General features: G+C 37.1%; 12 protein-coding genes. 4 read left to right on the top strand and 8 right to left on the bottom strand.

The features are described 5' to 3' along the window. Window positions 1–95: 95 nt before the first annotated feature. The 3 genes from thiI to pomA all read right to left on the bottom strand — a co-directional run bounded on the left by thiI (window position 96) and on the right by pomA (window position 3,399). Complete coding sequence (gene thiI, locus BTO22_RS02985) at window positions 96–1,544, bottom strand: tRNA uracil 4-sulfurtransferase ThiI (RefSeq protein WP_061013646.1); 1,449 nt, start codon at window positions 1,542–1,544, stop codon at window positions 96–98. A 145-nt stretch (window positions 1,545–1,689) separates the two neighbouring features. Continuing rightward, the gene (locus tag BTO22_RS02980; RefSeq protein ID WP_105054215.1) at window positions 1,690–2,619 is read right to left on the bottom strand and encodes a flagellar motor protein MotB; all 930 of its coding nucleotides are present in this window, start codon (window positions 2,617–2,619) and stop codon (window positions 1,690–1,692) included. Window positions 2,620–2,634: 15 nt separating this feature from the next. Beyond that, window positions 2,635–3,399: a flagellar motor protein PomA gene (gene pomA, locus BTO22_RS02975; RefSeq protein WP_105054214.1), complete on the bottom strand. Its 765-nt coding sequence runs from the start codon at window positions 3,397–3,399 to the stop codon at window positions 2,635–2,637. A 278-nt stretch (window positions 3,400–3,677) separates the two neighbouring features. On the opposite strand from pomA, the gene xseB reads away from it, so the two are divergent. The 3 genes from xseB to dxs are packed head-to-tail and all read left to right on the top strand — an operon-like array spanning window position 3,678 to window position 6,713. After that, the gene (gene xseB, locus BTO22_RS02970; protein WP_105054213.1) at window positions 3,678–3,920 is read left to right on the top strand and encodes an exodeoxyribonuclease VII small subunit; all 243 of its coding nucleotides are present in this window, start codon (window positions 3,678–3,680) and stop codon (window positions 3,918–3,920) included. Then, entirely contained in the window at window positions 3,913–4,809 is an 897-nt protein-coding gene (gene ispA, locus BTO22_RS02965) for a (2E,6E)-farnesyl diphosphate synthase (RefSeq protein ID WP_181044547.1), read from the top strand. The genes xseB and ispA overlap by 8 nt, the downstream gene beginning before the upstream one ends. Before the next feature lie 20 nt (window positions 4,810–4,829). After that, window positions 4,830–6,713, top strand: coding sequence for a 1-deoxy-D-xylulose-5-phosphate synthase (dxs, locus tag BTO22_RS02960; RefSeq protein ID WP_105054212.1), 1,884 nt, complete (start codon window positions 4,830–4,832; stop codon window positions 6,711–6,713). A 65-nt stretch (window positions 6,714–6,778) separates the two neighbouring features. Here dxs and BTO22_RS02955 read toward each other — a convergent pair whose 3' ends face one another. Beyond that, window positions 6,779–7,129 (bottom strand): putative quinol monooxygenase, encoded by a 351-nt coding sequence (locus BTO22_RS02955; RefSeq protein ID WP_105054211.1) that lies wholly within the window; start codon window positions 7,127–7,129, stop codon window positions 6,779–6,781. A gap of 83 nt (window positions 7,130–7,212) precedes the next feature. Here BTO22_RS02955 and BTO22_RS02950 point away from each other — a divergent pair, with 83 nt between their 5' ends. Beyond that, entirely contained in the window at window positions 7,213–7,488 is a 276-nt protein-coding gene (locus tag BTO22_RS02950; protein WP_181044546.1) for a hypothetical protein, read from the top strand. A gap of 7 nt (window positions 7,489–7,495) precedes the next feature. Here the strand turns inward: BTO22_RS02950 and BTO22_RS02945 are convergent, their stop codons facing one another. From BTO22_RS02945 to thiL, 4 genes are read right to left on the bottom strand one after another with little or no spacing between them, the layout of a single operon-like run. After that, window positions 7,496–9,730, bottom strand: coding sequence for a LuxQ periplasmic sensor domain-containing protein (locus BTO22_RS02945; protein ID WP_105054209.1), 2,235 nt, complete (start codon window positions 9,728–9,730; stop codon window positions 7,496–7,498). After that, window positions 9,723–10,850, bottom strand: coding sequence for a substrate-binding domain-containing protein (locus BTO22_RS02940; RefSeq protein WP_105054208.1), 1,128 nt, complete (start codon window positions 10,848–10,850; stop codon window positions 9,723–9,725). The genes BTO22_RS02945 and BTO22_RS02940 overlap by 8 nt, the downstream gene beginning before the upstream one ends. 3 nt (window positions 10,851–10,853) lie before the next feature. Further along, on the bottom strand, window positions 10,854–11,357 hold the full coding sequence (gene pgpA, locus BTO22_RS02935; RefSeq protein ID WP_105054207.1) for a phosphatidylglycerophosphatase A: 504 nt from the start codon (window positions 11,355–11,357) through the stop codon (window positions 10,854–10,856). After that, window positions 11,354–12,352, bottom strand: a complete 999-nt coding sequence (gene thiL, locus BTO22_RS02930) for a thiamine-phosphate kinase (protein ID WP_105054206.1) — start codon at window positions 12,350–12,352, stop codon at window positions 11,354–11,356. The genes pgpA and thiL overlap by 4 nt, the downstream gene beginning before the upstream one ends. Between the last annotated feature and the right edge of the window lie 43 nt (window positions 12,353–12,395).

Raw genomic sequence — 12,395 nt, 5'->3', positions numbered from 1 at the left:
TATAAAAAAGAATGCAGTAACGTTATATCTGAGATGAAAGAGAGCTAATTACTCAGCTCTCTTCATATCATTCAGCACTGTTAGAATTGCACAGTTTACGGACGGTAAACTTTTACATTCTTATAGCCATTGTCGATTAGCAATAATGCTTGAAGTCGGCTCATTACACCGCGATCACAGTATAAAAGGTATTGTTTAGATTGGTCTAAATCACCAAATTGAGTCGCAATCTTAAAGAAAGGCAAATGCTTAACTTCTACGCCATCAATTTCTAATGGGTTTGCATCTTCCTCTTCTGAAGAACGAATATCTAGAACGACAACATCAGAACCTAATTCAGAAACCATTTCAACTTCAGGTGCTTGCTCTTGGCTTTCGGTTTCAATCGCACGAATATCCATTACACGAGCATCGTAAATTACTTGGTCAAGAATAGAGAAATCAAATTTAGCTTCTTCTTTCTCTAATTTTAATTTTTCAGCTTTGATCGTTGGTTTTTTAGAAATCACACCACAATACTCAGGCATTGTTTTAGCAAAATCCTCAGTTCCAATTTCACGAGCAACATTGATAATATCTTCTTTATCCCAGTTAATTAGCGGACGAAGGATCAATGTATCGGTTACATTATCAATATGGCGTAAGTTCGTTAGTGTTTGACTTGATACTTGACCTAGAGCTTCACCAGTAGCTAGACCTTGAATACCTAATTTCTCAGCAACCATGCCACCAGCACGCATAAACATACGTTTCAAGATAACACCCATTTGGCCATCGTCTACTTTTTCAAGGATCTCAGCAACAACAGGTTCAAAATCCACTGCGATGAATTTTACTTTTGCAGATGAACCGTATTTTTTCCATAAGAAATGAGAAACTTGTTTAACACCAATCTCGTGCGCTGGACCACCTAGGTTAAAGAACAAATAATGTACTTTTGAACCACGTTTGATATGTAGGTAACTTGAAACACCTGAATCAAAACCACCAGAAATAAGGCTTAATACATCTTCTTGAGTGCCTAGAGGGAAACCACCAAGGCCTTTATGACGAGCTATTACTAAGTTTAGTTTTTCGTTTTCCACTTCAAACTTAACAGTTACATCAGGATTTTTTAATCGTACTTTTGCAGACTCAACCGCTTGATTCAAGCCGCCACCTACGTAACGTTCTAGTTCAATTGATGTAAATGGGTGAGTACCACGGCGCTTCACACGAACACAAAACGTTTTGCCTTCAATATGCTCACGGTTCATTTCTAAACATTGTTCATAGATGTCATGCATATCTGTAAATTCAGTTTGCTTAACTTCTAATACATGGTGAATACCTGGAGTATGAGTAACTGCCGTAAGCACTTCATTACGGTATGTGCCATCAAGACCTGAAACTTCAATGTAATCACGACGGTTAATCACTTCAACGCCTTTTGTTTCGCGTTTAATGATGCTGCGTAGATTCGTTTCAAGAATACGAATAAAACGCTTACGTACTGAATCACTTTTAACAAAAACTTCTGGATGTGGCTTAACAATAAACTTCATATATAGGCTTCACTGACGTGGAATAACAATCAAAAAGGGTAGACTAAATGGATTTAAGACCTAATCTAAGGCGCAAGATTATACCGAAAAAAAAGGCGAGTTGCTAATTCAACTCACCTTTCATCATTATCTATTTACGGTAACGTTACTGCTGAGCGCTTGGGACCTCATCACTTTCATGAGGCTTACCTTGCATAATACTGATTTCAACACGGCGGTTACGCGCACGCTGCGCAGCCGATTTATTTGGTACCAGTGGCTCTGTTGATGCCATACCTCGAACGCGTAAACGGTCACTATCAAACCCCTTTACTCGTATCATTTCATGCGCAACAGAAACCGCTCGCTGAGCTGATAAATCCCAATTAGAACGATATAACTCTGATTCTATTGGTTGATTATCGGTATGCCCTGATACTCGAATAATCCCAGGAACATCTTTTACTAACTCCCCAATTTGACGAATTAGTGGACGAAATTTAGGTTGCAAGAAAGCTGAACCTGCAGGGAACGCGCCTTTTTCCCGAATACGAATAACAAGCTGTTGACCTAAATTTTCAACTTCTAATGCACCATCATCAATCTCACGTTCTAACGCTTTTTTAATGATTTCTTCTAACTCTTGTTGCGACTGACTCTGACTTTGCGATTCAGATTCGCTTTGTGAATTAGTCTGCGTAGACGTAGAAGATGACTCTCCGCCCGTTTGCTTTCCAGATTCACGCTTAGTGCCACCAGCACGATCGGATTCACCATCATGAAAATCTAATGTTTTCTGAGGAATATCTATCGTTTGCTGCATAATCACTTCAATTGGCGTTGGCTCAGGGCGACCAGGTCGAAACTCTTGTGCAATAACACTAGTACCTTTAGGTATATCCTTTACTTCAAGTACATTCTGAACACCAAACGCAAATTTCATCGAACCTGCAATTTGCTTAAATTTCAATACATCCATTTCAGAGAAAGAAAGTAGTAAAACAAAGAAACACATTAACAGTGTTGCTAAGTCAGCAAATGTTGCCATCCATAAGGGGGCTCCAGGAGGACATTTGCAATCATCTTCATCTTCCATCATTAGCTCCTAGTCTTATTCTTCGCCAATATCAACAACACGTTTTTTCTCGTTTAAGTAGTTACGCAAATAACTATCAATCACACGTGGGTTCTGACCATCTTGAATAGCTAAAATACCATCAAGAATTAAGCGACGATTTAATTTTTCTTGTTCTTTACGTAGTTCTAATTTATGCGCAATAGGGAATGCGATCATATTTGAGATAACAGAACCATATAATGTTGTTAATAGTGCAACCGCCATCGCTGGACCAATCGATTTAGGGTCATCCATATTAGACAACATCCCCACTAGACCGATAAGGGTACCAATCATACCCATTGCAGGCGCTACATCGCCAAAAGCAGTAAATACACCAACGCCTTTTTCATGACGCTCGTTCGTTAATGCGATGTCTTTTTGTAATGTTGCTTTTACCACTTCAGCGTCATGACCATCAACTAATAAGTCGATGCCTTTCTGCATAAATGAATTGCTGATCTCTTTTTCTTCTAACGCCAGAAAACCGCCTTTACGAGCAGCATCTGCCATTTCAACAATAGTCACAATCAAATCAACAGGTTCATCTGTTTTAAACATAAATGCTTTAACAGCAATCTTACCTGCGCCAAAAAATTGGCTTACTGTAAATTTCATTAGTACTACAAAGATCGAACCGCCAAATACGATAAGAACCGATGTTGTGTCCATAAAAATGGCTAAACCACCCGCTAATACCATTGCCATTATAATAAATGCAAAACTACCAACTAAGCCTATTAACGTTGCTAAATCCACAGAGCGCTCCCCTATCTTGCTGCTTGTGTTTATTTATAATTAGCTAAGCAAAAATTAAGCCATAAATATCATTACTTTTTTGCCGCTTCTTTCCTTATCGACCAAAAAAATGAATGGTTTAATTTTTTTATCAAAAAAGATTACTTCATTGCTATATTGTTTGAAAAATAACCCTTATTCGTTAAATTTTACTTTTATGTATCACTTTATCGCCAGTTCAATTGACCCTTTAAGCTCTCTGAGTTACCTTTCTTGGATCATTTTAAGAGTGAATCATTATGGCTGTAAAAAAACCGGAAAATTTATCATTTGAAGCGGCAATAGAAGAACTAGATTCTGTCGTTAATCAACTAGAAAGCGGCGACTTGCCTCTTGAAGATGCGTTAAAGAAATTTGAGCGAGGCATTGCATTAGCAAGAGCTGGGCAAGAAAAATTAACAGATGCTGAACAACGCGTCGATATTCTTCTACACGCTGATGATAATGCTAAATTAACGCCTTTTGATACTGATAATGACTGATTCACTAAAACAACAATTACCTATTTTTCAACAACGTAATATCGATCAGTTGAATCAATGGCTTGAAAAAATAGAGATTCAACAGCAACCTCTTACTGAAGCAATGAAATACGCATTGTTATTAGGCGGTAAGCGCGCTCGACCTTATCTGGTTTACATTACTGCAAACATGCTTGGGGTTAGCGCCGAATTCGCAGATGATGCGGCTGCTGCCGTAGAATGTATTCACTCATATTCATTAATACATGATGATTTACCAGCGATGGATAATGATGATTTACGCCGTGGTCATGCGACTTGTCACATTAAATTTGACGAGGCAACAGCTATTCTTGCAGGTGATGCACTACAAACTTTAGCATTTGAAATTTTAGCGAATGGTTCATTAACTAAAGAAGCTGAATCTTCGCGTATAGATATGATCAGAGTATTATCAAAAGCCTCTGGTGCATCTGGTATGTGTATGGGCCAATCTCTTGATCTACAAGCAGAAGGTAAACTAGTTAACCTTACTTCTTTAGAAAAAATTCATGCCCATAAAACAGGGGCATTAATGAAAAGTGCTATTCAATTAGGTGCACTATGTGCTGGTGAGAAGGGCAAAGAAATTCTTCCACAACTTGAAAAATACGCTGATGCTATTGGTTTAGCTTTTCAAGTTCAAGATGATATTTTAGATATCATTAGTGATACAGAAACACTCGGAAAACCACAAGGTTCTGATCTAGAATTAGAGAAGAGTACTTATCCAGCCCTATTAGGACTTGAAGGTGCTCAACAGAAAGCTGAACAATTATACCAAACAGCAATTGATGCGTTGAATGATATCCCTTACAACACGGATGCAATGCAAGCGTTCGCCCAATACGTCATTGCGCGTAAAAACTAAAACAGATAAGCGCTAATACTATGTCACTAGATATTTCAAAATACCCGATTCTGGCTTTGGCAAATACGCCTGATGAATTACGTTCTTTGCCAAAAGAAAGTCTACCTACTTTGTGTGATGAGTTACGTACTTATCTCTTAAATTCCGTAAGTAAATCTAGCGGTCATTTGGCATCAGGGCTTGGTGTCGTTGAACTGACCGTTGCCTTACATTATGTTTATAATACGCCTTTTGATCAATTGATCTGGGATGTTGGTCATCAAGCCTACCCTCACAAGATCTTAACCGGTCGTCGTGAGCAACTGGCAACGATCCGCCAAAAAGGTGGATTACACCCATTCCCATGGCGTGATGAAAGTGAATATGACGTCCTCTCTGTCGGTCATTCATCGACCTCAATCAGTGCCGCGTTAGGTTTGGCTATTTGTGCTGAAAAAGAACAGGAAAACCGCAAAGTCGTTAGTGTTATCGGTGATGGTGCAATTACTGCAGGTATGGCATTTGAAGCGTTAAATCATGCCGGTGATATTCACCCTGATATGTTAGTTGTTTTAAACGACAATGAGATGTCAATTTCAGAAAATGTAGGAGCTCTAAATAATCAACTTGCTCGAGTATTATCAGGCAGCTTATATACGTCTATTCGTGAGGGTGGTAAAAAAGTTCTTTCTGGTACACCTACGATTAAAGAACTGCTTAAACGTACTGAAGAACATCTAAAAGGTATGGTCGTTCCTGGCACCATGTTTGAAGAGTTAGGTTTCAATTATATTGGTCCTGTAGACGGACATGATGTGAACGAGCTCGTTCGTACTCTTAAAAACATGCGTAACCTTAAAGGACCGCAGTTTTTACACATTATGACGAAAAAGGGCAAAGGCTATGAGCCAGCTGAAAAAGATCCTATCAGCTATCATGGCGTACCTAAATTCGATCCAAGTAATGACTCTTTACCTAAATCATCAGGCGGAAAACCAACCTTCTCAAATATTTTTGGTGATTTCCTTTGTGATATGGCAAAAGAAGATAGCAAATTAATGGCAATTACACCCGCCATGCGTGAAGGTTCTGGTATGGTGCGTTTTTCTAAAGAATTCCCAAGCCAATACTTTGATGCTGCCATTGCTGAACAACATGCTGTTACTTTAGCTAGTGGGATGGCTATTGCCGGTTATAACCCTATTGTTGCCATTTACTCAACCTTCTTACAACGCGGTTATGACCAATTAATCCATGATGTGGCAATTATGGACCTCCCTGTGATGTTTGCCATTGACCGTGCAGGTTTAGTTGGCGCCGATGGCCAAACACACCAAGGTGCATTTGATATCAGCTTTATGCGTTGTATTCCAAATATGGTAATCATGACACCAAGTGATGAAAACGAATGCCGTCAAATGCTCTACACTGGCCATAAACATACTGGCCCGAGCGCAGTTCGTTACCCTAGAGGTAGCGCGACTGGTGTAGACGTAGATAGCGACATGAAAGCGTTAGAAATAGGCAAAGGCCGTTTAGTTCGTGAAACAAAAATCACTGAAAAAGGTGAACGTGTTGCGATTTTAAATTTCGGTACTTTCTTAGCTAATAGCTTAGAAGCAGCAGAACAGTTAGATGCTACAGTTGCTGACATGCGTTTTGTTAAGCCCCTTGATGAAGCTTTATTATGTGAGCTAGTAACAACCCATGATGTTCTTATTACTATTGAAGAAAATGCAATTTCTGGTGGTGCTGGCTCTGGTGTTGTTGAATTCTTAATGAAAAACCGCCTCATTAAACCAGTACTACAACTCGGTTTGCCTGATCAATTTATTGATCAAGGAACACAAGAAGAGATGCACACCGAATTAGGCTTAGACGCACAAGGTATTGAAAAACAAATCAGAGATTATTTAGACTTATAAGTAATCTCACTTTATAAAAAATGCCACAACTTTGTGGCATTTTTTTTATGTAATGATTATAAAATTTAACTTAATTTCGACGCATCAAAATTACTAGGCTCATCGGTATAAATACACACATTCCATTTATCCACTAACCCATCTTCAGCGATGCATTGTTGTTCGAAAAATTGCTTAATTTCTTCACGCTGACAATGCGCTTCAAACGCTGCGTTATCAGCCCAAATCTCATTAAATGCAATAGGAAAGCTTTGGCCTTCAGCAAATGGGCTTTGTAACTGACGAGTTACTGTATATTGTAAGCAACCATCTTCACGCATGGTATTAGGCTCTAAGCTCTGTAATACAGAAAACAATGCATCTAATTTACCTTCTTTTGGTAAAAACTGAGCAATACAATACACTTTCTTAGACATGATGAACTCCTTATTTGATTGACTAACATCCTTTTTTCTCTCACTATGACGCATAGTTTTGTGCACTTTACATGGTAATAGTAATGAAATCAGACGTAGATAAAATGCTGAATAAACATCAGCAACTCACCCATAGCGTAGAGGTAAAAGTAACGTCTCATACGCAGCGAGATACTGGTGATTGGATACAGCATACCATTATGATTGAAAACTGTAATGTTCCATTTAAATTTAATAGAACAAAAGCATACCAATCTCTCAAAGGCGCAAAAGTAAACTTAACGTACTATCCAGCCTTGGAAAAAGTTGCAGGGTTTGATATTGAAATAATGAAAGTAGTTCGTATTAAACGCAGCTAATTTGAAATCAAAACTTAGGGCGAGTTGTCGTTTTATAAAAAAACAGCGCATCTAAAATAGACTTTTCTTTGATTGGTTTGGTAATGATGTAGTTAGCACCTGCAGATAAAAATTCATCACTCGCCTCTTTTAAAACATCAGCGGTATATGCATATATCGGAGTCATTAAGTTTAACTCTTGACGTATGTATTTAGTCGCTTCAATTCCACTCATCTCCGGCATTTGATTATCCATGAGAATGAGATCAAATGATTTTTCTCGTAATCTCTTTATTCCTGCTTTTGCGGATATTTCCCATTCAACCTTTAGACTATATTTCTGGCAGTATGCTTTAGCAATATAAGCATTCGACTTATTATCTTCAATCAACAATACGTCTAAATTAGTTGGTAATTGAGATTCAATATTCAAGCTTTCCATACTTAGTGGTTCTTCTGTCGTTTCAATAACAGAAACAGGGATCTGCACGTAAAAAGACGAACCAACCCCTAACTCACTTTGAACACAAATACTGCCATAAAGTAAATCTAACAGTTGTTTTACAATAGCTAAACCTAAACCACTACCACCAACCTTTCTGATCTCAGTAGATTCAACTTGAACAAAGGGTTCAAACATACGCGATTGTTCATCACTGCAAATCCCCAAGCCTGTGTCATCAACATGAATATTAAGTAGTGATTGAGGTCCTTGAACATCTAAACATACCGTTAATTTCACATGACCCTTCTCAGTAAATTTAACGGCATTACTTAATAAATTAAATAATATTTGCGTTAATCTCACCTGATCTGAATTCACTAGTTCTTTGCTATTTACTTTATTTTCAATGATAAACTCAATGCTCTTTTCTTTACAAAGAGGGGTATATATCGCATTGATTGTTTCCAACACATCATTTAATACGAACAATTCATAATTTATATTCAATTTATCTTGTTCTATTTGAGAAAAATCCAATACATCATTAAGTACCGCAAGTAGGTGCTCTCCACCTTGATGCAGTATGCAAATTTGCTTTTTCTGTTCAACGGTTAAATTGGTTTGTTTTAACAGACTAGATATGCCCAAAATACCATTGAGAGGGGTTCGGATTTCATGACTCATTCTCGCTAAAAAGTCAGACTTAACCTGAGTTGATTTTTCAGCTGCAGCTTGAGCCCTATAGCTCTCTTCTTTAGCTTCAATTAATTCAACAAATGTTTGCTCTAACTGTTTACCAATATGATCAAACTCTACAATGCCACTGCCTAAATAATGAATATTAGCGTCTTTTTTAGAAGCATCATTGGTATAGTTCAGTAACGAGTTTAATGCTAATAATATCTTATGCTCAAAAAGGCCTCGAACTAAAACCGCAATGGCAATAAGAATGAAGAAAGAGAGAATGACACTATAAATAAAGCGCTGCTCTAGCTGCTCAATGTTATTCTTATTCTTTAATGACAATATAGATAATGAACCATTCAATGACTTAATATTTAAGGGAGTATAATTTAAGATCTTATCAGGCAAGATTAACTTAGGATTAGAAATAACACTGTCGATCTCTTTATATTCATCTGACCCTTTTCTAAGGCTTGATGCTATTATCTCACCATTACTAATAATAAAAATCCCTTGGCTATTACTTACCGCTTTTAAATTATGAGCAAAGGAAAGGTTATTATTTAATATCGCACCATTGTACAAATAGCCTCGGATATGACCTGTAGAAGAGGCAACTATTGGCGTTTTTCGAATTAAAACATGAGCTTTAGGGCTCGCATTATCAACCAACATATAATACCAAGTATTTATATAAATACTTTTATCAATAATAGATTGAAGGCTATCCTCCATCATCCCTGAAAATAAGTTATTACCATCATTCCAATATAACTTATTATCCACTTCGATAAATCTAAAGTCCGGTGAATTATAAGGTGATTTAGACTCCATATCTGCAAAGTAACGCTCTAGAGTAAAAATACGATCTTTATTATAAGCATCAGTCAGACCTAAACTTCCAGCATCAGTATCTTGTCTAATTTGTAATATAGCTAAGCGATGATTTAAATAATTCGTTATTAGTGAAGACGTTTGCTGTAAATTCCGTTTCACTTCTTCATTTATAGTATTGATACTAAGCTGATAGGTATGAATCGTAATACCTACCGTTAAGATAGAAAATATAACAAAAATAGCACGAAAGATAAGATCAGCTAACGATGCTTTTTTTAGTACATTTCCTTTACTCATCCTTTAAACTCGCGTCAGAGTACCGAAAAGCTCTCTCTTTCAATGCTTCTATTTTTTCTGGAGTAGTATCAGAGGTTATGACTTCAAAGTCCCCAGAAAATACTATAGGTACCTGTTTACCTTCGAGGTCTAATTTTATTGCTTCAGCCATTGCAACACCAGTGTCGTCATTCATTCTCATAACTGTCACATCTAACGTGCCATTTTCAATTGCCTCCAACTCTAAAGACCCCCCTCCCCAACCATTAACCAAAGGTTGACTATCCTTAAAAAGATTAAGTGCATCAACAGCACCTAGCGCAATATCTGTTGAAGATGCATAAATAAAATCTACATCAGACCTATCTTGTAGAATACTCTGAGTTGCGCTATAAGCACTCTCTCTCGTCGCTTCAGTATAAAAAGAAGACGTTAATGTGTACTTATTATTATCCATAGATTGAACAAAAACATCACCTCTGGCCGTACTTAAATAACCATACGAATAATATAACATTCCATATTTAGCACCATTTGGAAACTTGTGTTGATAATAGTTAGCTAACAGCTTAGTTCCTATTACATGGTCAAAGCCAACATACATTAATGGCTGACAATCATGCCATGCTTTTACTGGTGTGGTTATATTTTGCAGAATAATTTGAGTATCAGGACTCTGAATGACGTGTTCAATAAACTTTCGATGACGAGTCGTATTAAGAGTAAATATAAGATAGTCTGATTTTTTATCTATGGCATTGTACAAAGAACGACTTTGTTCTTTAAAATCAATATTTAATCGAGTTGATACCGTAGTTAATTCATATTTAATATTCAATGCTTTTAGACGAGACTCTAATGCAATTAAATTACGAACCCAATAATCAGAGGCTTGTTCCCCAGGATAAATAAATGATATTTTGATTGGTTTATCTTGTTTAATAGAAAGCGGTACAGGATCTATTTTAACTATGTTTTTTAACTCAGAAGTTAATACGCTCTCTTCAGGGTGCTTAGCTAAGAATTCATCATACCCCCAATAACCGACTAATACAGAATTAGCAGCGACTACTTTCGAATAACTGAAAAAAGTAATTATAACAAGAAGTAAAGAGCACGCATTAGCTCTGACTTTAATCATTTTTTATAACCAACCAGAATATTGCCCAATTAACCAAAGACTAATTAGAGCCATAAATCCAGCGACAATATCATCAAGCATGATGCCAAAGCCGCCATGAACTTTTTTATCTAGCCATCCAATTGGCCAAGGCTTCACCATATCGAAAAATCGAAATAGAACAAACCCTGTAAGTAACCATTTCCAGTCGGTTACTGGTAAATCTAAGAATGGAACAATGCTCATTGTTATCCATAAGCCCACAAACTCATCCCAAACAATAGAACCGTGATCATGTACCTTCATATCAGATGAGGTAATATCACAAATTTTAATGCCAATAAGAGCAGAAACAGCAACAACAATTACAAATAAGTTAAAAGGCAATTGGGCTATCAGTAGGTAAAATGGAATTGCAGCAAAAGTTCCCATTGTCCCTGGAATAATTGGCGCCAAACCGCTCCCAAATCCTGTTGCTAGTAGATGCCACGGATTTTTTAAGCTAATTAATGCTAAAGGGTTTGTCATGCTTCACTCCTGAAATGATCGTAACCAGATAACTGCCAATCTAGTGAGGTCTCATTTTTATATAATTGTACTTTAGACTGTAGGTTAGTAAATGATTCATTTGATATTTCACCAATTATACTAACGTTTTGATTTAAAAAAGTAGTTATTTGTTTAATCGCTTCTCTATTTATTTTAGGAGCAGTGAAACAAAGTTCATATTCTTCACCACTTGTCAGTGCCATCTTCTGGTACTTATCACCGTTATTTTGGCAATACTGAACGAGTTCTTCAGACACGGGTAATTTTTCAACATCAATTTTAGCAGTGACTCCAGATTGTTTTAGTATATGACCTAAGTCAGAAATAAGTCCATCAGATATATCCAAGGCTGAGTGACATAAGTGACGAATTTGTTGAGCTAACTCTACTCTTGGTGATGAATAATAGTGTCGTTTTTCTAGCTCTTGCTCTAATTCATTTTTATCAAAAATCGATGTGTTTAATACAACCTCTAGGCCTGCTGCGCTATCTCCTAAATTACCAGTCACATAAATATCATCCCCACAACAAGCCCCTTTTCGAGTCATTGCTTCACCTTTAGGTACTATACCTTGCACAGTAATGGTAATACTTAATGGCCCCTTAGTTGTATCCCCCCCAATAAGCTGCACATTATGCTGCTTCGCTAAACCGAAAAAACCATCACAAAAACCTTTAAGCCAAATTTCATTTGGTTGAGGTAATGTTAGCGCCAAAGACACCCATGTTGGTTTAGCTCCCATGGCTGCTAAGTCACTTAAGTTAGAAGCCAGTGCTTTATAACCCACCTTAACTGGATCTGCATCTTCTAAAAAATGAGTCCCCGCAACTAAACTATCCGTTGTAACCGCAATTTGATGATTAACAGGAACGCTGACTAATGCACAATCATCACCTATCCCTAAATCAACATCATCTCGAGATAAGTTTCCTTGTACGAAAAATCGGTCAATTAAATTGAATTCACTACTCATCGTATAATAATACCGTTTTTTAGTTATAAAAAAGGCCAGCAAC

Origin of the sequence: Aliivibrio sifiae (assembly GCF_002954705.1) — a bacterium.
In the GTDB taxonomy this organism is placed as follows: Bacteria; Pseudomonadota; Gammaproteobacteria; order Enterobacterales; family Vibrionaceae; genus Aliivibrio; species Aliivibrio sifiae_A.
The sequence above is the reverse complement of the archived record's forward strand: the minus strand, read 5'-3'. Positions and strand labels throughout refer to the sequence as shown.